General features: G+C 31.4%; 25 protein-coding genes and 2 tRNA genes. 11 read left to right on the top strand and 16 right to left on the bottom strand.

The features are described from left to right. Positions 1-706 precede the first annotated feature (706 nt). On the top strand, positions 707-4,273 hold the full coding sequence (locus tag Q0P94_RS07895; RefSeq protein ID WP_295115421.1) for a C1 family peptidase: 3,567 nt from the start codon (positions 707-709) through the stop codon (positions 4,271-4,273). A gap of 579 nt (positions 4,274-4,852) precedes the next feature. After that, positions 4,853-5,572: a DUF4012 domain-containing protein gene (locus tag Q0P94_RS07890; protein ID WP_295115418.1), complete on the top strand. Its 720-nt coding sequence runs from the start codon at positions 4,853-4,855 to the stop codon at positions 5,570-5,572. Positions 5,573-5,589: 17 nt separating this feature from the next. On the opposite strand, the gene Q0P94_RS07885 is transcribed toward Q0P94_RS07890, so the two are convergent. Together Q0P94_RS07885 and Q0P94_RS07880 are read right to left on the bottom strand one after the other, a co-directional pair. After that, complete coding sequence (locus Q0P94_RS07885) at positions 5,590-6,465, bottom strand: type II secretion system F family protein (RefSeq protein ID WP_295115416.1); 876 nt, start codon at positions 6,463-6,465, stop codon at positions 5,590-5,592. Between the two features lie 43 nt (positions 6,466-6,508). Next, entirely contained in the window at positions 6,509-7,954 is a 1,446-nt protein-coding gene (locus Q0P94_RS07880; protein ID WP_295115414.1) for a CpaF family protein, read from the bottom strand. 132 nt (positions 7,955-8,086) lie between these two features. Between Q0P94_RS07880 and Q0P94_RS07875 the strand changes: the two genes are divergently transcribed. Beyond that, complete coding sequence (locus Q0P94_RS07875; protein WP_295115413.1) at positions 8,087-9,007, top strand: methyltransferase domain-containing protein; 921 nt, start codon at positions 8,087-8,089, stop codon at positions 9,005-9,007. Positions 9,008-9,010: 3 nt separating this feature from the next. Here the strand turns inward: Q0P94_RS07875 and Q0P94_RS10515 are convergent, their stop codons facing one another. The 4 genes from Q0P94_RS10515 to Q0P94_RS07860 form a co-directional block, all read right to left on the bottom strand. Beyond that, positions 9,011-9,208, bottom strand: a complete 198-nt coding sequence (locus Q0P94_RS10515) for an STAS-like domain-containing protein (RefSeq protein ID WP_367270227.1) — start codon at positions 9,206-9,208, stop codon at positions 9,011-9,013. Positions 9,209-9,289: 81 nt separating this feature from the next. Then, on the bottom strand, positions 9,290-9,724 hold the full coding sequence (locus Q0P94_RS07870; protein WP_295115412.1) for a hypothetical protein: 435 nt from the start codon (positions 9,722-9,724) through the stop codon (positions 9,290-9,292). 299 nt (positions 9,725-10,023) lie between these two features. Further along, positions 10,024-11,277 carry a tripartite tricarboxylate transporter permease gene (locus tag Q0P94_RS07865; RefSeq protein WP_295115411.1) on the bottom strand — a complete coding sequence of 418 codons (1,254 nt, stop codon included), beginning with the start codon at positions 11,275-11,277 and terminating at the stop codon, positions 10,024-10,026. A 136-nt stretch (positions 11,278-11,413) separates the two neighbouring features. Beyond that, complete coding sequence (locus Q0P94_RS07860) at positions 11,414-11,875, bottom strand: MarR family winged helix-turn-helix transcriptional regulator (RefSeq protein ID WP_295115410.1); 462 nt, start codon at positions 11,873-11,875, stop codon at positions 11,414-11,416. Positions 11,876-11,982: 107 nt separating this feature from the next. Here Q0P94_RS07860 and Q0P94_RS07855 point away from each other — a divergent pair, with 107 nt between their 5' ends. The 4 genes from Q0P94_RS07855 (at position 11,983) to Q0P94_RS07840 (ending at position 15,612) form a co-directional block, all read left to right on the top strand. After that, positions 11,983-12,495 carry a hypothetical protein gene (locus tag Q0P94_RS07855; protein ID WP_295115408.1) on the top strand — a complete coding sequence of 171 codons (513 nt, stop codon included), beginning with the start codon at positions 11,983-11,985 and terminating at the stop codon, positions 12,493-12,495. Positions 12,496-12,976: 481 nt separating this feature from the next. Next, on the top strand, positions 12,977-14,995 hold the full coding sequence (gene feoB, locus Q0P94_RS07850) for a ferrous iron transport protein B (RefSeq protein ID WP_295115406.1): 2,019 nt from the start codon (positions 12,977-12,979) through the stop codon (positions 14,993-14,995). Positions 14,996-15,129: 134 nt separating this feature from the next. Further along, the gene (locus tag Q0P94_RS07845) at positions 15,130-15,357 is read left to right on the top strand and encodes a FeoA family protein (protein WP_295115404.1); all 228 of its coding nucleotides are present in this window, start codon (positions 15,130-15,132) and stop codon (positions 15,355-15,357) included. Positions 15,358-15,408: 51 nt separating this feature from the next. Continuing rightward, positions 15,409-15,612: a hypothetical protein gene (locus Q0P94_RS07840; RefSeq protein ID WP_295115403.1), complete on the top strand. Its 204-nt coding sequence runs from the start codon at positions 15,409-15,411 to the stop codon at positions 15,610-15,612. On the opposite strand, the gene Q0P94_RS07835 is transcribed toward Q0P94_RS07840, so the two are convergent. From Q0P94_RS07835 to Q0P94_RS07805, 7 genes are all read right to left on the bottom strand, one after another. Further along, positions 15,609-16,448 (bottom strand): energy-coupling factor ABC transporter ATP-binding protein, encoded by an 840-nt coding sequence (locus tag Q0P94_RS07835; RefSeq protein WP_295115402.1) that lies wholly within the window; start codon positions 16,446-16,448, stop codon positions 15,609-15,611. The two genes, Q0P94_RS07840 and Q0P94_RS07835, sit on opposite strands and share 4 nt — an antisense overlap. A gap of 9 nt (positions 16,449-16,457) precedes the next feature. Next, complete coding sequence (cbiQ, locus tag Q0P94_RS07830; protein WP_295115400.1) at positions 16,458-17,288, bottom strand: cobalt ECF transporter T component CbiQ; 831 nt, start codon at positions 17,286-17,288, stop codon at positions 16,458-16,460. 113 nt (positions 17,289-17,401) lie between these two features. Beyond that, positions 17,402-17,707 carry a PDGLE domain-containing protein gene (locus Q0P94_RS07825; protein WP_295115398.1) on the bottom strand — a complete coding sequence of 102 codons (306 nt, stop codon included), beginning with the start codon at positions 17,705-17,707 and terminating at the stop codon, positions 17,402-17,404. Position 17,708: 1 nt separating this feature from the next. After that, positions 17,709-18,341, bottom strand: a complete 633-nt coding sequence (cbiM, locus tag Q0P94_RS07820) for a cobalt transporter CbiM (RefSeq protein ID WP_295115397.1) — start codon at positions 18,339-18,341, stop codon at positions 17,709-17,711. Between the two features lie 259 nt (positions 18,342-18,600). After that, positions 18,601-19,881: an oligosaccharide repeat unit polymerase family protein gene (locus Q0P94_RS07815; RefSeq protein ID WP_295115395.1), complete on the bottom strand. Its 1,281-nt coding sequence runs from the start codon at positions 19,879-19,881 to the stop codon at positions 18,601-18,603. Between the two features lie 12 nt (positions 19,882-19,893). Further along, entirely contained in the window at positions 19,894-20,679 is a 786-nt protein-coding gene (locus tag Q0P94_RS07810; protein ID WP_295115393.1) for an adhesin, read from the bottom strand. 12 nt (positions 20,680-20,691) lie between these two features. After that, positions 20,692-20,859 carry a 4Fe-4S dicluster domain-containing protein gene (locus Q0P94_RS07805; RefSeq protein WP_295115391.1) on the bottom strand — a complete coding sequence of 56 codons (168 nt, stop codon included), beginning with the start codon at positions 20,857-20,859 and terminating at the stop codon, positions 20,692-20,694. Between the two features lie 173 nt (positions 20,860-21,032). Here Q0P94_RS07805 and Q0P94_RS07800 point away from each other — a divergent pair. From Q0P94_RS07800 to Q0P94_RS07785, 4 genes are all read left to right on the top strand, one after another. Continuing rightward, positions 21,033-21,115 (top strand) — tRNA-Leu (locus Q0P94_RS07800). Positions 21,116-21,154: 39 nt separating this feature from the next. Beyond that, positions 21,155-21,227 (top strand) — tRNA-Thr (locus tag Q0P94_RS07795). 161 nt (positions 21,228-21,388) lie between these two features. Further along, positions 21,389-22,351, top strand: a complete 963-nt coding sequence (locus tag Q0P94_RS07790) for a hypothetical protein (protein WP_295115389.1) — start codon at positions 21,389-21,391, stop codon at positions 22,349-22,351. Positions 22,352-22,360: 9 nt separating this feature from the next. Beyond that, positions 22,361-23,248 carry a phosphate uptake regulator PhoU gene (locus Q0P94_RS07785; protein ID WP_295115388.1) on the top strand — a complete coding sequence of 296 codons (888 nt, stop codon included), beginning with the start codon at positions 22,361-22,363 and terminating at the stop codon, positions 23,246-23,248. Positions 23,249-23,290: 42 nt separating this feature from the next. On the opposite strand, the gene Q0P94_RS07780 is transcribed toward Q0P94_RS07785, so the two are convergent. From Q0P94_RS07780 to Q0P94_RS07770, 3 genes are all read right to left on the bottom strand, one after another. After that, entirely contained in the window at positions 23,291-24,133 is an 843-nt protein-coding gene (locus tag Q0P94_RS07780; protein WP_295115387.1) for a fumarate hydratase, read from the bottom strand. 50 nt (positions 24,134-24,183) lie between these two features. Continuing rightward, entirely contained in the window at positions 24,184-24,423 is a 240-nt protein-coding gene (locus tag Q0P94_RS07775; RefSeq protein WP_295115385.1) for a 4Fe-4S binding protein, read from the bottom strand. An 8-nt stretch (positions 24,424-24,431) separates the two neighbouring features. Then, a partial coding sequence (locus Q0P94_RS07770) for a 4Fe-4S dicluster domain-containing protein (protein WP_295115383.1) occupies positions 24,432-24,857 on the bottom strand: 426 nt, incomplete at its 5' end.

The raw sequence follows: 24,857 nt of genomic DNA, 5'->3' as shown, positions 1-24,857 counted from the left end.
TTATATTGGACGTATTGAAGACCGCTCAAAAGTATACCAATAGTTTTTCCAAATCGGGTTAAACTATTTAATTTTCTATTGGCAGATAAACTGATATTAATATAACTATCCATTTACAAAAAAATACACAAAAATTTTTGACCACCATAAGTGCAGCAATTCTTGCATAAACAATTAAAAATATTGCATTCACATTTCAAAGCATGTAAAATATAAATCGTTCAGGATAGCAGGAAAAGTGCGTATAAAAATAGGTTTATTCATAATGGTTAATCTACTAATATCCATTAACTAAACTGTTTGATATGAGGAATCCTATGTTGGATCAATAAAGAATTCACCTGATTCAATATAAACACTCCGTTGACCATATTTATAAGATACAGTTCGACCATCATATACTGGTTCTGTTTTTATAAGAGGAAGCAGAACTTGTTTTTTGTGTTTATTTATCTTCTTCTTTGATAGTTATTTTCTGTGTTGTATTGTTATCTGTGTAATTTTCATTACCTTCATAAGTAACATTAACAGTAAATCCCTTTTGGGATTTATTTTTCATTTTTTTTTATTTTTATTAAAAACTTTTTTTTATAATGTTTATTCTCAGAGTTTTTTTTTCATTTTAATCATGTTTTATTAATTTCAATATTTTTTTATACTTGTTTAAAATAAATATAAAATAGTGAATTAAAATGGTGGGGATATATTGAAATTTAATAGAATATGTTTAATTCTATTGGTCATATTTATTTTTTCTATCTCTGCAGTTTGTGCTCAGGATGCAAATCAAACTGGTGAATCAGATATAAGTCTTGCCGATGAGAGTGTACTGTCTAATTCTAGTGTAACTAGTAAAACATTTGCAGATTTGGACAATAACATTTCAAGTGCCGGCAGTGAATGGAATATGGGTAGCGATTATAAATTCAATGATCAATATGATAAAAATTATGCTTCTGGAATAAAAATAAAGGATAAAACCATAGTTATTAATGGAAATTATCATAGTATTGACGCTAATAACAAATCAAGAATTTTTGATATAACTAATTCAAGTATAATTATTAATAATCTTATTTTTAGAAATTCCAATAATTCTGCGATTTTTGTTAAAAATTCCAATGTAACTACAAACAATTGTGTTTTTGAAAATAATCTAGCAAGCAGGGGTGGTGCAGTTTCAACTCAAGGTACTCATTACTCCAGTATTGATGATAAATTTATAGATAATTATGCAGACAGGGGATCTGCAATGCATATTGATGCAAAAAGTACTTTAAACTTAAATAATGGATCTTTTTGTTCTAATAAGGAATTATATTGGGGTCTGGTCTATTTATCCAATTCCCAAATGGCAATCATAAACACTTCCTTTGAAAATATCACTTCAAAATACACACCTGCAATATGTGCAAGGGAAAGTAAAGGTGAAATTAAAAACTGTAATTTCACTGATTTAACTGCTAAGGTCACTGCAGGTGCAATTGGTATTAAAGATTTTTCACAGTTGATTACTATTGAAAACTGTAACTTTGTCAATACTGCTTCCAGCAAAAATGCGGGTGCAGTCTTTGTAGATACTTCTTCAGAGGATATATTCAGTCTTGGAAAAGTTTCAATTAACAATTGCAGATTCATTAACTGTTCATCTGAATTTGGCGGTGCAATTCTTTACTTGGGAGGAACACTGACTGTTAATAACTCTAAGTTCGTATCCAATAATGCAGTATATGATGGAGGTGCAATATATTCTTCTAATGCTAGGGTAACTATTTTAAATTCAAATTTCACTTCAAATCATGCTTTAACTGAAGGGTTTTCAAATGGTGGAGCATATTACTATGATAGGGGAACACTTACAATAAATTCATCTCACTTCGAAAACAATTCTGCAACTCAGGCTTCATCAATTTATGCTTATGATGCTACATTGATTTTAAACAATAATTACTTCAACAATCCGTCTGCAAATGGAACAAGTATCTATGCAGTCTTTTTGAAAAAAATCACTGATAATGGAAATAAATTCAATGATGATATTAAATCTTTAGACAATAAGAATTTTGAAACAAATGTCGAGGGAAGCCAGCTCAATTTCAAAATTTTAAACAATACAATTATTTTTGATGAACTTCCTGCTTCATTTGATTTGAGAAAATACAATTTTACAACTCCTGTTTTAGATCAAGGTCTTATGGGGGCCTGTTGGGCATTTGGTGCTATGGGGGCTTTACAGTCTTCTTTGATTAGATATACAAATATCAGATATAACTTTTCTGTAAACAATATGAAAAATTCAATGTTACAGTATTCCAAATATGGAATTTTAGAAGTTACCGAAGGTGCAAATGGTATGATTCCGGCATTTTATTTAATGAGTTGGCTGGGAATATCCCCTTCAGAATATGATGTTTATGACGAACTTGGAAAGATATCTCCTTTAATCATCACGCCTGATGATTTGCATATTTTTGATGTTGTTAATATTCCTCATAGAAAAAATGTTCAAGACAACGACAAGATTAAAGAGGCCATATTAAAATATGGTGCTGTGGAAGTGGCATATTATGCAGACCATAGTGTTTTAAACTACAATGATAATACACATGCTCAATATTACTCTTTAGGAGACCATGAAGCAACTCACAGTGTCTGTGTGGTTGGATGGGATGATAACTATTCAAAAAGCAATTTCATATTTTCTCCTCCTGGTGATGGTGCATTCATAGTCCAAAATAGCTGGGGAACACAATGGGGTGAAAACGGATTTTTCTACATCTCTTATTATGATAAAACATTTGCCACTCAAATCGACCCTATTGCATTTGCAATAAAAAACAACAACACTTATGATATGAACTATCAGCATGATATTTCAGGAGTTTTTTCTGTTTTTGACATACCTGCTTATCAGAATATTTATGTGGCTGAAAAGGATGGCTTAATTTCAGCTGTTGGAACATATTTCAATAAAACCGGAAGCAGCTATCAGTTTTCAATATATGTAAATGATGTTGAAATGTATTCACAAAAGGGTATTTCCGAATTTAGAGGTTACGCTACCATTCCCCTCACTAAATTTGTCCAAATTAAAAAAGGAGATAAATTCAGAGTTGTATTTAAAAATAAAATGCCTTTCGTATCATCCAGCAGACTTCATGATCAGAAAGGTATTTCATTTATGGGTTATGGAGAAGGATTGTGGGTAGATTTATATTCACAAGGTTCTGTAGCTGTTTTGAAAGTTTATACATTTGATGATTTGGGAGTTACAGACGATCTGGTCAAATATTATGGGGATAAAACTGCATTTACAGCTAATGTGGGTGCAGGTGTGGAAGTAATTTTTGAAGTCAACGGTGTTAAAACTAAAATTGTTGCAGATGATAAGGGTGTTGCAAAACTTCCAGTCAATTTAAATCCTAACACTTATAAAATTACAACCACTTACAATAAAACTTCCATACTCAATAAGGTTGTTGTTAAAAATACTGTAGTGGCATCTAATGTGATTAGGGCTTATGGCAGTAACTATAATTACAAAATTAAGTTGGTTGATACTAATGGTGCAGTTTTAAAAAATACCAATGTTAAAGTTAGCATCAATGGGAAAACAAGTATTTGTAAGACTGATTCACAAGGATTCATAACTATTCCATTTAAAAAATTAACTTCCAAAAAGACAATCACCATTACAAATCCTAAGACAGGACAGGTGGCTAAAAGAACCATTACAGTTTATTCAAGATTCAGCGCAAATAAGAATATACAAATGTATTATTTCGATGGAACAAGATATAATTTCATCCTTCTGGGTGACGATTGTAAAACTCCATTAAAAAATAAAGTTGTATTGGTTAATATTAATAAAAAGACTTACAAAGTCAAAACCAATGCAAAAGGAATTGCATCTTTCAGAATTCCATATCTCGTAACTCCTGGAACATATAAGATTACCATAAAATATGGTGTTGCCGTTGAGTCAAATAATGTTGTTGTTAAACAGCCTCTTGTTGCTAAAAAACTGGTAATCGTTAAAAAATCATCTAATTTGATATATCAGGTTGCTTTGAAAGGTAAAGTCATTAAAAATAAAGTTGTAACTTTAAAAATTAATGGTTTGAAATTCACTGCAAAGACAAACTACAAGGGCATTGCTAAATTCATAGTTAAGAATGGTATTATTAAAAAGCTTGCTGTGGGTAAGAAATATGTTATGACTGTAAATTACTATAAGGATACTTTAAAAACAATTTTAATAATTAGACGTTAGGGATTTTCTCTAACTATTTTTTTTATTTTTAAGATTATCAATATATTTATATACTAGTTTATACTATCTGTTATATAACACGTGATATATTATAACATGTGTGATATGGGATGTAATATATATTTAGGTTTACCTAAAAAATACCGAAACCTTTATATACTATTACTTACTAACTAATACATAGTGATGTAAAATTAGGCACACCAAAATTTGTGTCTCAAACATTACTCCCAAAACATATTATTCATTGTCAGTCGGATAATATGCAATCTCCAAAAATATATAAAATATTAAATTAGTTTCCACAATTTTCTAATTTAATATACTCTCTTGGAAAATTCTTCTGCCAAAAATTTTCCAAAAAAGTCTTTGGTGTTTAACCTCCTCAAACAATAAACACCAAAATTATCTCTTTTTTGCATTGAATTTTTTTCAAAATGATTATTGTTTAGTAGTTTATTTTTATTTGAAATTTTATTCATTATTTAAGTTATTTTTTAAGCATTTTTTACTAAAATTTAAGTATAATAAAATAAATATAAATATTCACTTTTGTTTAAAATTTTAGTAGGTAAAAGTATGAATAGGGCAAAAAAAATTATTATAATAATTTTGATTGTTGTTCTTATTGGTTTGGCGGCCATAATTGGAAGCGTATTTTACATAGGATCTAACTCTGAATTGACTAAAGGTTATAAGAGTATATTGGTTTGCGCTATTGATGAAAGTGAAGATAGGCCAGGAATGGGTGCTTGTGATATGGCTTTCATTGTTAGGTTGGAAAATGGTAGTTTAAAGAATTACACACCATTTTATCCTGGTGGAATGACTCATCCGAATGCTACCGAACCTCAAGAGTATCAACAACAAGGCGCAGGATCGGTACTACTGATGCACGATGCTTTTCATGATTCAGATAATGCGAAAGGTATGAAACTCGCAAAGGAAATTGTTGAATACCGTACCAATGAGTCAATCGACAATGTTGTGGCAATTAACACTCAGGCACTTGATGCTATACTTAAGGCCGCAGGACCGTTGGAAATAAATGGTACCAATACTACTGCAAGTGCTATAGATATCATTCGTGAAGAAGATTGGGGTCAGGGTGTATCCAGAGGTGATGCAGTAATGGATATTGTTAAAGCAGCTGCCAGAAAGGCAAAAGATCCTTCTACAAAGTCTGCAATGATTAATGCTGCAATGGATCAATATTCAAAAGGAAATATTATTATGGATGAACAAGGTGCTTTTGTTGGTTTGTTAGCATCAAAAGGAATTGAAAGCTTCTTTGGCTAAATTCCTTTCTTTTTTTTTTAAATTTTAGGTTCTAATTTTTTTATCAGGATTCCCATTAGCAGTACTACAAGTGGGAAAAATAGTGAATAAATTAACAGGAGTAAATTTCCTGAAATCACATCGCCCATGACTGTTGAACCTGCCATGAGCATTATTAATATGATGACGGGTGCCAATATTGCTATAAAAGTATAAATTAGAATGAATGAATTTAATTTTTGTGAATATTCCTTTAATTTAATCTGTGTTTCAAATGAAATATCTTTTGCAATAACATCTAAACTGTCAGCTAAATTGCCCCCAACCCTTAAGGTACCTATTATCTGATGCACTGTTCGATTAAGACCCTCAGAATTCACTCTGTGCGACATATCCAAAAGAGATTCTTCTGTTGGTTTCCCGTATTTCACCTCTTCAAGTACTCGTGTGAATTCCCGTGATAATGAGCCGTAATTGGAATTCTTGATTGTCAATAATGTATCATGAAGACCTTTTCCTGATTTTAATTCAATCCCCATATGTCTTAATGCATAGGGAAGGTCCTGATTTAAATCGTTATAACTGTTTGTTTGCTTAATTTGAGGATAATATATGAAAAATATGTAAATCATTGAAAGGACTGTTAAATATATTCCGCCAATTTCAAAACCAGCAAAATGAGTTATTAAAATTAAAGATACGATTAATGCCAAAATGATTTTTTTATCCAGCAGGTATTCAATTAGCATATCTCTAATTTCATCAAATTTTTCGTCATTTTGCTTTTTTGTTTTCTTGTTGTCTTCAGGCATAAACCTTGTAAATATTTTGAAGTCTACTTCATTTTTTTTATTTTCTTTTTTTGTAAAAATGCTTTTCAGTGAAATATTTTTTAAAAGATTCGCTGAAAACAAAAAAATTCCACCAATTGCGATAAAAAATCTTTTAAAAATAATATCACCTATTTAAAATAATTCTATTTAGGACTTTTTGGGGGTTTGCATAATACAACTCCAGAATTCCCTTAACATCATTTTCAGTATGTAAGTTATGACTTATCATATGTTTTAAAACCAATTCTCGATTTTCAATTTCTTTATTTATTTCATATAATGACTGTCCACTCAAATTTGCAATTTGTGTCAACGTTCTGCTTGTTATGCTGACATTGTCAATTCTGTCTGTTTCAGGATTCCATTCAAATATCTTATTTAATTGTATCACTCCATCTTCAGAGCCGACAACTTCGGCAACTTCACTTATTCGTCTATATGATACTCCTGTGGAGGTATAAATTCTTTTTTGCATTATGATGAAGTCAATTGCCTGAATCATTATTTTCGGTACTGACATAGGATTTGTTGTCAATCTTGTAATTGTTTCCCGTGCACTGTTTGAATGAAGTGTTCCAAATCCGGAATGTCCAGTATTCAGGGCGGTAAATAATGTAATTGCTTCTTCAGCCCTTACCTCTCCAACAATTATTCTGTCGGGACGTTGTCTGAGGGAATTTTTAACAAGGTCATTCATTGTCAGTTCTCCTTTGTTTTCAACATTTGCAGGTCTGGTTTCCATCCTAATTACATGTTCCTGTGGAATCTGAAGTTCTAACGTATCTTCGATTGTAATGATTCTTTCTTTTGGATTTATAAAAGATGAAATGGCATTTAATGTTGTTGTTTTTCCGGAACTTGTTCCTCCGGAAATTATTGCATTTGCAGACTTGACTCCTAGGCCGTCAAAGCATATCCATAAAAATGCAGCCAGTTCTAAAGAAATTGTTTTTGAATTAATCAGATCAATGATGGTTAAGGGGTCTTTTTTAAATTTACGGATTGTAAGTGATGGGCCGTCGGCAGAGACTGGTGGGATTGTAGCATTGATTCTGGAACCATCGCTTAGTCTGCCGTCTAAAATTGGGGATTCCTTGTCAATTCTTCGGTTAATCTGTCGGGCCATTGAATCAATTAATTCTGTTAGTTCCTGTTCATTTGTGTATTTGATGTTGGTTTTCATCATTCCATATTTCCTATGGTACACGTAAACGGGTTTGTTGATTCCTATTATCATTATTTCTTCCAGTTCATCATCTTGGAGCAGTGAATCAATTTTGCCGTAACCGATTATATCTCTGAGTAACTTGCTTGAGAGATTGTCTAAATATTCATTTGTCACTTTTGTATTTTGATTTTCTTCGCGCAATCTATTGAATAAAAATATCTTTATGTCATTTAACAGTTTTTCTTCATCTATTAGGAAATTTTCACCGGATGATATAGCTAAATCAACTAAATTTTCACGAATTTCATTTAAAAGAATTTTTTCCTTGGGAGTATAATTTTGTTTTGGGATGTTATATTGTGGTATAAGTTCATTATTGATAAATTCTTCTTTTGTTTTCATTTTTAAAACCTTCCGGTCTGTTTTTCTATATAAAAAATTAGTATTACATATTAATAAATTTTTATTACTATACAAATCATAATTACTTAGTTAGAACAATACTTTAAATATAATACAAATGTGGTGCTTTTAATGTTAAGTAAAGAAAATTTAGAAAAGAGGATTGAAGATATTCGGGAATGCGGAGAATGTCGGGATATACAGATTAAAAAATTCTCACCAATTAAAGATTATGATGATTTTGACAAACTTTGTGACGATTTTAAAAGATGTGGATGTGGTAAAAGACCAATCGATATTGTGATGGCCCATATTTTAAAAATCATGATTGAAGAGGAAATTGTCCCTGAAAAAGCTACATTAAGACGTAATTCTCCAGTACCTTTATCTAAATTTTATTACAGCAGTTTAAATCCACAATTTTTAAATAAAAACAGTTTGATATTGCTGCATCATGATTTCACAAAAGATGTTGCATCAAGACTGATGGGAGAAGTTTCGGAAGTTGCATGTGTTTTGAAAGGAAGTCCTCAGGATACTGTCGGAGTATTCGATAGAGGTTCTGAAGTTTATCATTTTGAAATTCTTGAAGGGGACGACACACAGATAAACGTGATGAGAACATTAATCAACGAGAAGATAATTCTTGTTAAAAATCAGTCAAAACATCATATTGAGGTTGCTGTCACCACTGAGCAAAAGTTGGTTCAGCTGCATAATTATCTGGAGAACAACAATGTTAAAAAAGGTGTGGCCATTGATGCAATGTGTGGTCTGGGAGCTATTGGAATTTATTTGCTGAAATACGGTTTTGAAAAAGTTATTTTCAATGATATAAATCCTGAAATGGTTGAAACATTGAAAGAGAATTTGAAGATAAATGGCTTGGAGGACAGTTTTGAAATTTTCAACGAATCATTTGAAGATTTGGATGTTGAAGATTTGGATGTTGAAGATTTGGATTTATGTGTAATTGATGCATTTCCTTCTTCGGATATTTCTGAAATTACCAAAAAAGCAGAAAGAATAGCGAATAATGTATTGATTATCTAGATGTTATAAACATGTTTTTTCAAAATCTTCAGAAACTATATTCAATAATTGTTTGATTGAATTTGACATATTTATTTCAGTTATTTTCGTGTTTGAAGTATGTTTTTGGAAAATATATTCTTGAGCGAATGATCTGCTCATGAATTCAATATTTTTAAAATCTAATATTACTTCTGTTTTGTTATTGATATCAGTGAATATTTTTTTTTGCAGTTGGTCCCATACCTAACTTTTTTGAATAAGTTTTTTCAAGAATTATTTTATCTTTCATATTTTAAATATTCATAGATTGTCTATTTTTTTATTATTTATTCTCATTACAATAAAAGTTCCTTGCATTTTATTTTTATTTAAATAAGTTTCCGCACCATGTTCATTTATAATGCAGATTCCTTTTCCCAAAGCTATTAACATTTCTCCTTTAAATCTTAATGTTGTTATTCTAACACTTGAATTTAATCCTCTACCATGTAGATTGAATTTTTCTTTATCTATTGTTTTGCCGTTAATTGCATTGTAAATACATTCATCATCTTGCTCATATTTTATGGCAGATTCACTAAAACTTCCTGGAATTCCAATACTGTCATAAATTATGCAAATGTCAAAATTTTGTATAGTTCTATAATAATTTATTTGAATATATGCATTTTTAAATTTTGAATGTTTATAAATATTTCTTAAAATTTCATAAAGTATATAATTAACACTTTGCATGTCTGTATTTTCGGGAGGTATGAAGATATTTCATCAGTTAATGAGGATAAATATTCTTCAATTTTATATGGAAACTTGTTAAAATCATTTACTTCGATATATTTTAATTTTTTGAGTTTAATTTCTCATTAATTAATTTAATTTCTTTTTCGCAGGTAATAAATTTATTTAGTTTTAAATATTGTAATGTTGGTAGAAATATAATCTTTTCCCATAAAATTACTTTATTTCTTTCAATGTTGTTTATATTCAAATCAAATAGTCTATATATTTTTTTAAGCTTTTTTTCATGTTATCACCTAAATAAACATCTGCATATAAATGACAATTGCTGGAATGATTAAAATTCCCATTAAATGTGATTTTCCAACGCCTATGTAGTGGGGCAACATTCCCATTGCTGTTGATGTAATCAGAGCTAAGGTCATGTAAAAAAAGGGAGCTTGATAATAAAAGATGAATATGTATAAAATTAATATCTGAAGTAAAATTACGCCTATGGATAATTTCTTATAATCAACACCCCCCATTAGTTTTGAAAAAGAATCGCCTAATTTTAATGATAGTACTAATGAAACGGACACTGCTATTAAAGATGCAAAAATAAATATTGCCAGATGGTTCAGGCTCATTTCAGAAATCAGATAGGACATATATACTGCGATACCACTTCTCGGATTTCCAATTATGTAAATTGCAATCAAAGAGAATAGGCAATCTGAAATATTCAATCCTGATGTTGCAAGTAAAAAATTAACGGTATCATCATCGTCATTGTCATTTGCACCACTTGCCGCCTGTGCTATCACTGTTCCTTGTGCAGGGCCAAAACCCGGAAGAAAACCTAATATTGCTCCTGTAATTCCGCCTGCAAATATGCTTTTGAATTTGTTAAAATCCAAGTTCAGTTCATAAAATTTGTTTTGATGGGGGATAGTTGATGAATCATTCAAGCTGAACAATATGGTACTTATTCCGAAAAGTCCTGAAAAAGTGCACATAAGGGATACTCCTGATGAAATAGGGGTTTGAAAAATAATCCATCCTAAAATTCCTGAAAGAACAAAAAGAAGCAGAGACCATAAAAAATCTCTTGTGGAACTTGTTAAACTGTATGTTAAATAGACAGATGCAACAAGTAGGATAATCCATGTAAAAGGCTTAGTTATGTCGTGCATTATCGGAAGAGCTATCGCAAAAATTGGGAGCATTAGTATTGTAACTATAATTGCTCCAAATCCTCCAACTGAAACGATTCTTATAACTTCCTTTGATCTTCCCTGCAAAACCATTCTGTGCCCTGGGAGTATTGATGTTGCTGTTCCTTCTTGGGGGACTCCTAAAAGCATTGAAGGAACGAATTCGATTAATGCATGGGCTATTGACATTGCAACCATTAAGACACAAAGAAATTCGGGTGATAGGAAGGTCAATAAAAAACTTGATGATGCAAATAAAATTGCTCCTGCCGTGTTAACATGTATTCCAGGTATCATTCCTGTAGTTGTTCCAATTAATATGCCTATGAAACAAGCAATAACTAATTCTATCATAGCTATTAATTATTTAAACTATAATTTAAGCTTTGTTGAATTAATAATTAATTTTTATCTCTAGTTTTAAAAATTTAGGTAGATTGATAAAATTGATTTTAAAATAAAATTGGTGGGTGATGGGGGTGTTGTCTAATTAAAATTGTGTTCTGTTGAACTCCAGTGATTTTAATGAAATTTTTGATAAGAGTTTATATAAATCTTCTCGGGAAATATTTAATTCTTCCTGAATCATTTTGTCCCATTCTTTTTCTTTTTTTTCTAAAAATTGGGCAGTTTCGATTCCTTTTTCTGTTAATTGGATTTTATATGCTCTTTTATTGTTTTCATTAATTTCTCTTGTTATCAATCCTTTTTCTTCAAAATCCTTAAATGCTCTTGAAACTCCACTTCTATCCATTAAACATGCTTTTGCAATGTCGGATTGATTGGTGCCCATTTCATGATATAAGAATAGTAACATATAATATTGACTTGGTAAAATTTCGGTTTCATTCTTGATGTGCTTGTTTATGTAAAAATCGTGTGTCTTAGTCAAGGAAATTAGATAACAAATCAAATAAGGGGAATCTTTCATTATATCTTCGTATTCTATCAATCTTATCACCATATAATTATTTGTAATCATGATATATAAATGTTGATTTATACAACAATTAATATATTAGTCATTAATAACAATATATTCACAAAGGAGTTGTTTTCATGAAAAGGAAAATAATCATTTTATTTGGGTTTGTTTGTATCTGTCTGTTGCTTGCATGCCCGGCATTTGCAAAGGAAAAAGTGAAGATAAAAATTAATGCTGATGATAAGTATGCAATTGATGGGGGATTCATTGAAATTAAACTGTTTGACAGTCATGGAAAGGCTATTTCAAGTAAGGGCACTATTCACTATAAAATCACTGATCAAAACGGTAATTATAAATGGGAATACAAACCTTATGGTAAAATAATTCGTTTAAAGTATGATCGTGGAACTTATGATGTTGAGGTCAAGTTTGATGGTGATTCTAAGTATAATTCTGCTGCAAAAACTGAAACTGTAACTCTCAATGGTCACTCTTCCTCTTCTTCATCGTCATTTAATCCCTATACATATTATGACAATCACAATTGGGGACTGAATCAGAAAATCGATGATTACATTGAAGATAATTACTGGGATGAAGAAATTTATGATGATGCCTCAACATATGACGGCGAGGGGCCTTAATCAATAATATTTTTAAAAAAAGGGATGTAATTGGTGTTTAATATATGGAGGAGGTTAAACACCAATTGTGTTTTTTAGGAAAATTCGGCAGTAATTTTCCTTTGACATCGAATTAGAAAATTGAGAAAAGCTAATTCAATATCCTATTTTATATTTTCGGAGATTGTATATTGTTTGACTAATATATGTTTTGTTTTAAAGTAATGTTTAGACATAAATTTAGGTATGCCTAAATTTCATCACTCGTTTTAAATGTTGGTGATGACAGTATATAAATCTTTCGATTTTTTAGGCATGCCTAATTTTTTATTATTTTGGCATTCCTAAATATTTATATATCATAAAAATAAATACTAAATTATGTTTAGGTTAACCTAATTTTTAATATTCGGGTCTAGACTTAAACTAGAAAATAATTTTTTTAGTAATAAACGGCATTAGAAATGTTGTTTATCGATGTTAAATAAAGGGAGAATGGTTAATGACAGAATTAATTGTAGGATTAGCAGGAAACCCGAACGTGGGTAAAACTACTGTATTCAATCAATTAACTGGTATGCGCCAACATGTAGGTAACTGGCCTGGTAAGACTGTTGAAAGAGCTGAAGGTCATTTTTCACATGGTAGTTATGATTATGATGTTGTCGATTTGCCTGGTAACTATGCATTAAGTGCTCATTCTATGGAAGAAATTGTTTCTCGTGATTTCATTGTGGATGATGACTCTGATGTGATTATTAATGTAGTTGATGCTGCTAATTTGGAACGTAATTTATATCTCACAGTTCAAATGATGGAGTTGGGAGCTAATTTGGTAATGGCTCTTAATATGAACGATTTTGCAAAGAAAAAAGATCACATCATTGATATTAAATTGATTAGTGAACTTTTAGGATTCCCTGTTGTTGAGATTAACGCAAAAACCAAAGACGGTTTTGAAGAATTGTTGACAACTGTGGAAAAGGCTTCTAAAAATCCTGTAGACTCAAGTGAAAAATTATCTTATGGTAATGAGATTAAAGGACATTTGTCTACTATACAGGAATTGATCGAACAGGACAGTAGCTTGATGGATGTTCCTTCAGTTTGGACTGCAGTAAAATTGTTGGAAAAGGATTCAATCGTAATCGAAAAAGTTCAAGCATCAAGTAAAAGTTCTCAGATTATGGTTGAAGTTGATAAAGTAGCAAGTCACCTTAATGATGTTTATAAAGAAGGTGCTGAAGAAGTTATTGCGAATGCAAGATATGCATTTATTGACGGTTTAATGGCTGAAGCTGTTAAAAGGCCAGCGGTAGAAAAAGAAACCACTACTGATAAAATAGATAATATTGTTACTAACAGAATTTTAGCGATTCCTATTTTTATTATTATAATGTACTTATTGTTCCAGTTAACTTTCACAATTGCAACTCCATTCGTTGACTTTATTGACGGTTGGTTTGCATGGTTAGGTGAATACTTGGCAGGAGCTGTTGGAAATGAAATGTTAGGTTCATTCCTCCAAGACGGTCTTATTGGTGGTGTAGGTGGAGTACTTGTGTTCTTACCACAAATTATTCTCATGTTCTTATTCTTAAGCATATTGGAGGACAGTGGATACTTGGCAAGGGCTGCATTTACATTAGATAAAATCATGCATTCTTTAGTAGGTCTTCACGGTAAAGCTTTCATTCCTATGATTTTAGGATTCGGTTGTGGAGTGCCTGCTGTAATGGCAACAAGAACTATGGAAAACGAATCTGACCGTTTACTTTCCATGATGCTTATTCCGTTCATGTCATGTACTGCAAGATTGCCAATTTATTCCATTTTCATTGGTGCATTCTTTGTAGCAAACCAAGGTTTAATTTTATTATCTATATATTTATTAGGTATTGTTGTGGCTCTTATTGTTGCAGGAATACTCAAAAGAACTATGTTTAAAGGAATGTCTGCTCCATTTGTTATGGAACTTCCAACATATAAGGTTCCATCCGTAAAAGGTGTATTATTACATACCTGGGATAAAACAAAAGGATTCTTAAGAAAAGCGGGAACCATTATTCTAGCTTCAGCAATTATAATTTGGATTTTAAGTTACTTGCCATTCGGTGTAGAATACGGATCTCAAGCCAGTGTATTAGGTATTATTGGTACTGCAATTGCACCTGTCTTCACACCATTAGGTTTCGGTACCTGGCAAGCTGGTATTGCTATCCTCACCGGTTTAGTTGCTAAAGAAGTTGTTGTATCCACATTCGGTACATTAGGTGGTTTGGAAGAAGATGATGAAGAAGGTGTGAAAGCTTTAGTTCATAATATATTCACTCCATTGTCTGCATATTCATTTATGGCATTCTGTTTATTATATGTGCCTTGTTTCGCAGCTATCGGTGCAATCAAACAGGAAACCAACAGTTGGAAATGGCCATTGACCATGGCAGGTATTACTTTAGTGACTGCATACATTGTATCTTTATTAATCTACAATGTTGGTTTATTGGCTGGATTTGGATAAATACAATCTATGATAATTAGTTTTTGCTAATTATCATTTTTTCAAATTTTTAGTTATAACTAAATATTTATATATTAGGTTGTACAAAGTTTTGTATACCTAAAAATTTATTTTTTAATTATCGTGGTGATAGTATGAAAACATTAAATGATGCAAAACCTGGTGAAACAGTCACTTTAGTTAAATATCATGAAACTGGTGATGTGGGTTTAAGAAGACATTTATTAGGTATGGGTTTTGTTAAAGGAGCTCAAATTAAAATTAAAAAAGTAGCTACTTTAGGAGATCCTATTGAAATGAGTGTAAAAGGATACGATATTTGTCTTCGTAAAGAAGAAGCTAAAAATATTGAAGTAGAATAACTTCAATGTTTTTTATTATTTTTTTAACTATTTTTTTTTAGCGGTGTTATTATGAAATGTCGTATGTGCGGTTTCGAGTTTGATGAAAATGCTTTGGAAAACCGTGGATGTTCAAGTTGCGGTAAGCATGATAACTGCAATCAGGTTCATTGTCCAAACTGTGGTTTTGGAAATCATCCTGAACTCGAAGAGGAATTTGAATTCATTACCAAACTCAAAGATAAAATTAAAAATAGAAGAAAAGCTACAAATTAAATATTTTTAGCTTTTAATATTTCTTTTACTGTTTCTTCAATACTTAATTTTTCAGTATCTACATTTAATCCGTTTTCTTTTAGTTTATATAATATTTCTGTAGTTACTGGTGCTTTTAGATGAGCTTTTTTTAATAATTCTTTATTTGAAAATATCTGATGATTGTCTCCTTGGGCTATAATTTCACCATCATATAAAACAAAAATTCTATCTGCAAATTCGTTTACCATTTCTATGTCGTGTGATGAAATTACAATACTCATTCCTTCACTGTTAAGTTTATTTAGGATGTCAAGTACCTTATCAACACCTTCAGGGTCAAGACCAGCTGTAGGTTCATCCAGAATCATTATGTCTGGCATCATCGCTACAATGCCTGCAATGGCCACTCTTTTTTGCTGACCTCCACTTAAGTGATGCGGTGTCTTATCTTCAAACCCGCTCATTCCAACCATTTCTAGAGATTCTGCAATTCTTTTTTTAACTTCCTCATATTCAAGACCTAAATTCATAGGTCCGAATGCAACATCTTCTTTTACGGTAGGTGCAAATAACTGGTCATTTGGATCTTGAAATACAATTCCTACTTTCTGTCTTACTTTAAGCAGTTCTTCACGTTCAAAAACTATTTTTTCACCATCTATTTCAACATGTCCTGATGTTGGTTCGGTTAAACCATTGAAATGAGAGAACAATGTTGATTTACCGGCACCGTTGGGTCCGATGATAGCTATCTTTTCCCCTTTTTTGACCTGTATATTGACATTTTTTAAAGCCCGTGTACCGTCGGGGTATGTAAAAGATAAATTTTTTGTCTCTAGATGAATGTCTGTCATTTTAAACCTCTAATTTATTGATAAGTTCTGGCCAATATATCCTAATTGTCCACTGAATTTGAATAGCAGAATTTCTAATATGAGTATAATTATTATAATTGAAATTAAGAATATATAATCGCTTTTTTCAGGGGATTTCTTTTCATTGAACATTTCTGATGTATCTGAAAATCCTCGGCTCACCATACTTTTATGAACTCGTTCTCCCTGTTCATATGCCTTTAAAAACATCATGCCTACAGTATATCCAACCTGTTTAACTCTCCATTTATATGAAATATTTTTAGCATGAATATTGAAATTTCTTGATTTTTGACTTTTGCGTATTGCTGCAAGTTCGTCCACAAATAAAAATAAAAATCTGACCATAATTGATAAAATCATAGCCAAATCCCTTGGCATTTTTAGTTTTCTAAAAGAACTTGCCATTTCCTGAAGAGGTGTAGTTGATGAATAGAGAATTACCACTGTTAATGTCACAATCATACGGGCCAATAATAGGATTGCCCAATTCAGCCCGACATCTGTCACTGTCAACCATGAATATCTCCAGATGATAGTTCCTGGTTGTATAAACGGTTGAAAAATTATGATTGCCCCTCCAAATGGAAGCAACATCAATAATCGTTTAAATGAATCAATGTATGATAAATCAGCTATTTTAAATAATATAAGTAAAAATAACTCCAGTACTATTGGAATAAAAAGTTCTTGTGAAACAACACAAACAACGGTAATAAGAATTGTTGATATTAGTTTTATCCTGCCTTCAAGGTTATGTATTGGACTTTCTTTTGAGGCCAAATCATCAAATCTTATTATCTGTGTTATGTCTGCCATGTTAATTCACTAGTTTAATATTAAAAATTTGTAATATATTATTATTTCCTTATGTTAATTTTAATGAATTTCAATTATTTTTTAAAAAAAAAGGAAAATAGAAATTAATAATTTTAATTTCTACTTTTAACTATTGTGGCAACGGCATATCCTAATCCCAGTGTTACAATTATGCCGATTATCAGTGCGACAATTTGTAACGGCTGATTTTCAGGATCATTTGCAAATGCATAATCCGGCAGGACTGCATCGGGGATGCCGTTAATTTTTTCTACTGAAAAATCTTCTGCAAGTCCGGAGTCCTCTGCAGATTTTTCAAGACCGTCTGGATTGCTGGATGCAATGTATGGTGATAAGCATGCAATCACAATACATATGACAGCCGCTGCAATGATGAGAATTTTATCTTTCTGTTCCATTTTATGCATCTCCTCTGTTCCATACGAGTAAATCCGGTCTGAACTTGTCCAACGCTGCAAGAACAATAACAGTTAGAATAGCTTCGATTATTCCGATAAATACGTGGTATAATACCATGGATGGAATTCCGATAGTTATTGGGAATGTTCCTGCAATTGCCAGTTCAACCGCACATGCCAGTGCTGCAATTACAGTAGCTAACCATGCTCCAACTCCTGCAGCAGGGTATTTTCCAACGATTCCTTGCAATCCTTTGAAGGTGTACAATCCTACAAATCCTCCAATAATTGCCATATTCAATACGTTTGCTCCCAGTACTGTAATTCCTCCGTCTCCAAAGATTAATGCCTGGATTAATAACACGATGGTGAATACCAATACTGCTGCTTCAGGTGCAAGAAATACGATAGCTACTAATGCTCCTCCAACCATGTGTCCACTGGTACCGAAGGGAATAGGTATGTTCATGGACATGATTGCAAAGATACCTGCCGCCAATACTGCTAAAAGGGGGATACGTTTTTCATCAAGGTTGTTTCTAGCCCATCTCACAGAAAAGTACAATGCAACAATCAAAATAACATAATATACTATACATTGTGTGATAGGAATAAATCCGTTTGGTATATGCAATTTATTCTCCTCCAAAATTTAAAGTAATACTTTTTTGTTTTTTATTTATAATGTATGTATTACTAATTTAGATTTATTTTTATTTATTTATGTAAATATCAAGTTTTAGGTATTATTATTAAATTTAATGCGTAATACTTACTCAATATAACTTGACATTTAATATTTTAATGATATAACCCTATATAAATGTTATTAAAGTAATACTTTTTAGTATTATTCTTAAGTTATTGTAATACTTGGGGGATAAAAAAAGTAATTAATTTTTTGCTTTAACGATATAAATTGCATAAATAAAAATAGCTATTATGAAGTATCCAATTACTTGAACATCTAATATTCCTGTTTCGATTCCTAAAATGGAATATGTTAAAATTAAACTATAAAGCCCAATGTAAAAATAATCTTTTGTTTTTTGAACAATTTTAAATCCGATTCCCAAAACGAAACCTAAAATGCACATCTCCACAGCAACACCAACTTTACCGAAATCAATAACCATCTGTCCGATTAATGTTGGTGTTATTGTTACTTCACTTCTCCAAGCGATTAGTTTTCCAACTAACATTCTTGGTCCCAGTTCACTTCCCGGAATTGTGCTTGCCAGTAGGTTTCCATGTGTCAGGCCAAAATTGCCACCAAGAAAATCAAGTAAATTTAAAACATGCAATGTAAAATCTGCTCTGTTTTGTAATGTGTTTAGGGGGTTTGTTGCTGTGGTTATGGTGAACTCTTTAACTGACCTAAAATAACCAATTCCTATGATTGCACCTACACCAATTAATGCACCAATCACAACTTCCCATGGTGAAACAATATTTCCAAAATAACCTATGATAATTATGATGAGAAATGCTGCAAGTAGTGGTGTCCTATAACCTAAAGTTAATAATATTGCACAGTCAATTGCCAGTAAAAATAAGAATCTAAATCTCACTTGTGAGCGTGTGATTTTTTTCATCTGAAAATCTTTTAGATATGAACTGGCCACCAAGGAAGTTGCGGGTATTATTAAAAAAACAGGCATTGTGAATGCTGGTTTTAATAAATATCTGATTGAAGGTTTTAAAATAGGAATTCCTCCAACTGATGCAATGCTTATAAAGAAGAATACTATGCTCACAAGCATCAAACAAAATCCAAGTGAATAAATGTCGTCTCTTTTGAATTCGATTATAGTTCTATTGCTGTTGTTGAGTAAAAATTTTGCAATGATGGAAACTCCAATAAAAAATGAGATAAATCCAATCAGTAATGTAACTGCCAAACTGGAGGTTATTGAATTTATTGACAGCAATAAAAAAATCGAGAATAATAAAATTACAACCAATGGATTAAAAACATGGTTTTTGATGATATAGTTCCTATTTAAAATACTTAGAAAATTTTCATTGGGATAAAATCTTTTAAAATAACTGTTGACCCATTGTGTTTCTAAGAATGATAAAATGGAAAAAATGGTTGTGAATAGATATGATTTGTGGAATTCATAACTAATCCTATTCACGATGGAAATTATTGTTGAATAAATTAGGCTCATATTTTACACAACTTAAAAATTTCTAATATTCACTACATCATAGTTATTTTTAATGGCATTTAATTGATTGTCAGTACAGTCATAAACCCTAATGACAATATCGTCAGTAAGTCCGTTGATGCTGCCCAGTATTGAATTTGCATCATTAATGTTTTGTTCAGTTGATCTTGTTAATTTCAATTTTGTATTTGTACCTGGATCGCCGCTTTTTATAGAGGTTCTTTTATCTTTTGCATTAATCAAGTTGGATATTTCCTGTAACTTGCTTCCGTCTATTGAATTTGTAGTAATCTCAGTTGAAATTTCATAATTTGTATTGTTCGGAATTTTACTTACAAGCTCATTTAATGAAGTCACATTCATAGGTTTTAATGTGAATTCAACCAAATTATCGTATTTGGTGCCATTTGTTTCAATTGAAATGGTATTTATATAAATATCCGCATCAGGAATGCTTTTGTATAATCCCACTAAATATGTTTGGTTATTGGAATCAACCAGCATCTTAATGTTGGTTCCACCATTGTCTTCTATCCATTTCAAGGTACCATTCATATTAACTTCTTCACCATTTGTGGCATTGATTCCGTTAATGGTTACTTTCATTATATTTCCATCTAAATAATTTGGAAAATAAGTGTCTGGTATTTTATTGATTGTTGATGCATCAAAAGCAGTTTTTTGTGTATGTGATGAATCATCTGCTGTAATATGTATAAACGCAAAAATAACGGCGCATATTACAAGTATTATAATTATGTAGTCTACCAATGAAAGTTTTTTTAGAATCTTTTTCATGTTCAACCCTGGCTAATCTTCATATATTGCACCGACAGGACAAACATCAATGCATTCTCCGCATGAATCACATTTATCATTGTCAATAACAACTTTATAAGCTCTTTTTGAAATAGCTTCTTCCATACATACATCAATACAATCTTCACAAATTCCGCATTCTTCCATATCGATTTGCAATTAATACACCATTTTATTTGATTTTAAATTTTATTAATATAATTAGTTTTAAATATCTTAATATTTATATACTTTGTTAAATAATATTATATTGTATTTTGTAAAATTTTTTTGATTATATATGTTATAATGGAAACATTTATATATGATGTAATCAAATATAAGTATTGTATGCAAGGGTGCCCGAGCGGCCAAAGGGGGAGGACTTAAGATCCTCTGGTATAGGCCTTCGAGGGTTCGAATCCCTTCCCTTGCACTATTTTGTATTTTTTGTAATTTTTTAATTCTCGATTATGCCTTAGTGGCTCAGCCGGTAGAGCGCCACCTTGGTAAGGTGGAAGTCGGGGGTTCGAATCCCCCCTAAGGCTTTAAGCTATTTTTTATAATACTTTCTATTTAATGTAAATTTTATGGGTATATTAAAAATTGCCTGCCGAAGTAACAATACTTTAAATACTTAAAAGAATAAATTATTTACGATATAAATTATCATAGTATATTTTAATTAAATGTATTTCGAGGTGAAAATTTGAATTACCGTAAATTAGTATTAGTTGGTTTTATTTCAGCTTTTGTTGCTGTATTAACTTCTGTTCTGGGAGTTGCCGGTACAGTTATTGGTTCTGTTATCTCTTCAGTTCTTTATAATATGCTTTCCGAAGCACTTGAAAAACCTGTATCTGGTGTATCAATTAAACATAATTTTGAATGGGATGTTGCATATGTATTTCCATTAATTGTTATAGCTTTAATTCAATTATTATTAATTTGTTCCTTTTTGGCAGAAGCGAATATATTGCCTGGAACATTCTTAAATGTTTATCTTTCACTTCAAAATTTTGCTAATAATAATTTGTATAAGATTTTAGGTTTGGCGTTAATAGTCATAAGCGTTTATCCTTTAATTTTAAAACCTGAAAATGTTAAAAAGATCCATGGAATAATTATTGCTGTTATTGGTTTGATATTTTTGGCTAGAGGTTTTGTAGATATTGGAAACAGAATCACTGATTTATATCGTCCGATATTTGAATATTTTGATTTCCCAATTGCAGTTATTACATTGCTCTTACTTGTATTTGTAATAATTGCGATTTTAATGTCTGCTAGGGAGTCAGATAATAATTCTAAAATGATTTCCAATGATGATGGTGAAGAAATTTTTACTGAGAATCATGTTTCATATAGAAATGATTTTGACCATCCCGGAAGGAGAGTTGTGAAAGTTAGAAATAAACCTCCTGTCGACACCACATTTAAAAGGAAAATTTCACATAATGTTGAGAATCATTCCCAAGTCAATAATGTTTCTCACAAGTCAAGAATTACTAAATTCCAAAGGGATATTCCTAAGCAAAATCCTCAAACAAAATATGAATCAAACGGTGTTTCCAATAAAGGGGATATTAGTAATCATGAATCAAAAATTAACAGATCTTCTAAAAACATACAGTTTGAATCAAATGATTTGCTTGAGGAATATAAGAAATAAGGTGTTGTAATGAGTAAGAAAGACCAAACTTTAAAGGATATATTGGATCTTATCCTATATGAGAATCCTTCTACTCAGGATGAAATAGCTGAAAGGTTGGGTATTACTAGAAGATATGTTACTCAGTTATTACAGCCTCTTGTAAAGGAAGGTACTGTTAAAAGGGCTTATATGATTGATTTAAAGACTTATGAAAAAATTGCTTCATCTTTAAGTGATTATGTTAGGAGTCCAAAGGTAACTTCAGGTAATGTTTTGGTAAATGACATGCTGGATAATATGGCAAAACATGTTCACTCTCAACTTGAAGAATCCTTTAATTCTTTTTTAGAATATGATAAACAACGGGCTGAACGTGCTTTGGAAATGGATTATGCCACTAACAATATGGTGGAAAAGATTAGGACTTCTGTCGAAACTATTTTAAGTATTAATAAGCATTCTGAATTTTCAAAATCCCTGCTTTATAATGAAGTTGCATATGATTTGGAAAGAATTGGGGATTATTGCGGACATATTGCAAAATTTGTAATTAATGATGTTTATGAGATTGACGAAAATATTTTTAAGAAGTTAAAGAAGATGTATAAAATTGCACAAAAAATGATTCGTCTTTCCATGAAATCTTTCATTGAAGGCAAAACTGAATTAAAAGATGATTTGATGGAACTTGAAGACTCAATACATATCCTTCAGTCAAAATCTATTAATTTAATAGCAACTCAAATGGCTGAAAGTTCTTTTGATGAGAAGGAACGTTCAAATTATTTCATTTATTTGTTTAGGGTTATAAAAGCCTTCGAAAGAATTGGCGATATCTCCGTGGAGATTATGGATGTTTCAATTGAATTTCATGAAAACATTCCAAGGTCCACTACTCCAAGGTCTTTCAGATAATTTTATTTTTTTTAAAAAAGAGTATAGTTGGTTTTAAACCAGCTATTCATCATATATTTTTCCAGTTGCGTGTCTGTCTGCCCAGCATTGGACGCAAACTCCAACGGGTAATCCTGCAGTATGTGTATGGGCTTTCAAGATTTTCACATCAAGTGAAGTAGTCTTTCCACCCAGTCCCATTGGGCCAATGCCTGATGCATTGATTTCATCTAAAATTTCCTGTTCTAATTTTGCTAATTGTGGGTCAGGGTTTCTTTCACCAACTTTTCCAAGCAATGCTTTTTTACCAAGTTTTAGACATAAATCAGATGTTCCTCCAATTCCAACACCAATTACTGTAGGTGGGCAGGGTTTTCCTTTTGCTTTTAGAACTGATTCCACAACGAATTTTTTTATTCCTTCAATTCCTTCTGCAGGAAGAGCCATTTTCATTGCGTTATTGTTTTCTGATCCGAATCCTTTTGGTAAAATTGTGATTTCAAGATAATCTTCATCAATCAGTTCAATATCTATTGGGGGGATGTAATCTCCAACATTTATGTTGGTGTTTTCACGTGTGAGGGGGTCTACAATGTTTGGTCTGATTGGAATTTCTGAGGTAGCTTTTTTGATACCTTCTTCTATTCCTCCTTGCAAATCTTCAACTTCCACATTACCTAATTTTACAAAAACAACTGGCAGACCTGTATCTTGACACATTGGGATGCCTTTTTCTTCTGCAAGTTCAATATTTTTTAATATAGCTTCAATATTTAACCTTGCAAGGTCATGTTCTTCTATTTTAAGAGCATCTTCAAGAGATTTTTTCACATCTTCGCCAAGAACAATAACAGCTTTTTTATAAAGTTCATAAACAGTATCTCTAATTGTATCTTTAGTAATCAAAATAAAAACCTTGTAAAATTAATTAATTTTATTTTTGGATTTTAAGATATTTAAATTTTAATTACATCAATCGGGCAAACTTCCACGCATTTTTTACATCTGGTGCATTTGTCCCAGTTAATGGTTATGGCACCTCCTAAAACTTCAACGGCATTTTCATTGCATGCCAAAAGGCACGGTGCTTCTGATGGTTGGCAATTCATACAAAATAAGTGGGGAGTGTCAACAGTTGGTGTTTGTTGACAACTTCCACAGGTTGTACATGTTGTACAATTTCCTGAATTAAACATAATTCTATTTATTCTTCTAAAACAAGTCTTGCTCTAGCTTGACTTGTAATTACATGGACAAAGCCACTTTTCTTACCTTCTGGTTCGTATAATCCTGCAAGTTTAGCCAAGAATTTTTCCTGATTTTTAGCTTTGATTTTAGCGGGATCAACTACGGTAATAGCTCTTTTAGTACATGCTTTAATACATGCTGGTCCTTCGTCTCTGTCAGCACAGAGGTTACATTTTTCAGCAACGCTTGCTTGGAAAGTCATTGCACCGAATGGACAGGCCATTACGCATAATCCGCAACCAATACATTTTTCGCTGTTTACACCTCCGTCGGTAACTGCATCGGTTGGACAGATAGTTATACATGGTGCACTTTCACAATGTTGACATACAATGGAATAATACATAGAATGATGTTCTATTATTTTTATTCTACTAGCGCT

This window comes from uncultured Methanobrevibacter sp. (genome assembly GCF_946184425.1).
Lineage (GTDB): Archaea > Methanobacteriota > Methanobacteria > Methanobacteriales > Methanobacteriaceae > Methanocatella.
This window is presented reverse-complemented; position numbering and strand designations above follow the sequence as displayed.

Coding starts and splice junctions, on each gene's coding strand:
- Q0P94_RS07815 (WP_295115395.1), bottom strand. CDS start 19,881: ATGAGCCTAATTTATTCAACAATAATTTCCATCGTGAATAGGATTAGT.
- Q0P94_RS07865 (WP_295115411.1), bottom strand. CDS start 11,277: ATGATAGAATTAGTTATTGCTTGTTTCATAGGCATATTAATTGGAACA.
- Q0P94_RS07835 (WP_295115402.1), bottom strand. CDS start 16,448: ATGACAGACATTCATCTAGAGACAAAAAATTTATCTTTTACATACCCC.
- feoB (WP_295115406.1), top strand. CDS start 12,977: ATGACAGAATTAATTGTAGGATTAGCAGGAAACCCGAACGTGGGTAAA.
- Q0P94_RS07890 (WP_295115418.1), top strand. CDS start 4,853: ATGAATAGGGCAAAAAAAATTATTATAATAATTTTGATTGTTGTTCTT.
- cbiQ (WP_295115400.1), bottom strand. CDS start 17,288: ATGGCAGACATAACACAGATAATAAGATTTGATGATTTGGCCTCAAAA.
- Q0P94_RS07785 (WP_295115388.1), top strand. CDS start 22,361: ATGAGTAAGAAAGACCAAACTTTAAAGGATATATTGGATCTTATCCTA.
- Q0P94_RS07825 (WP_295115398.1), bottom strand. CDS start 17,707: ATGGAACAGAAAGATAAAATTCTCATCATTGCAGCGGCTGTCATATGT.
- Q0P94_RS07875 (WP_295115413.1), top strand. CDS start 8,087: ATGTTAAGTAAAGAAAATTTAGAAAAGAGGATTGAAGATATTCGGGAA.
- Q0P94_RS07845 (WP_295115404.1), top strand. CDS start 15,130: ATGAAAACATTAAATGATGCAAAACCTGGTGAAACAGTCACTTTAGTT.
- Q0P94_RS07775 (WP_295115385.1), bottom strand. CDS start 24,423: ATGTTTAATTCAGGAAATTGTACAACATGTACAACCTGTGGAAGTTGT.
- Q0P94_RS07880 (WP_295115414.1), bottom strand. CDS start 7,954: ATGAAAACAAAAGAAGAATTTATCAATAATGAACTTATACCACAATAT.
- Q0P94_RS07855 (WP_295115408.1), top strand. CDS start 11,983: ATGAAAAGGAAAATAATCATTTTATTTGGGTTTGTTTGTATCTGTCTG.
- Q0P94_RS07870 (WP_295115412.1), bottom strand. CDS start 9,724: ATGCAAAGTGTTAATTATATACTTTATGAAATTTTAAGAAATATTTAT.
- Q0P94_RS07810 (WP_295115393.1), bottom strand. CDS start 20,679: ATGAAAAAGATTCTAAAAAAACTTTCATTGGTAGACTACATAATTATA.
- Q0P94_RS07840 (WP_295115403.1), top strand. CDS start 15,409: ATGAAATGTCGTATGTGCGGTTTCGAGTTTGATGAAAATGCTTTGGAA.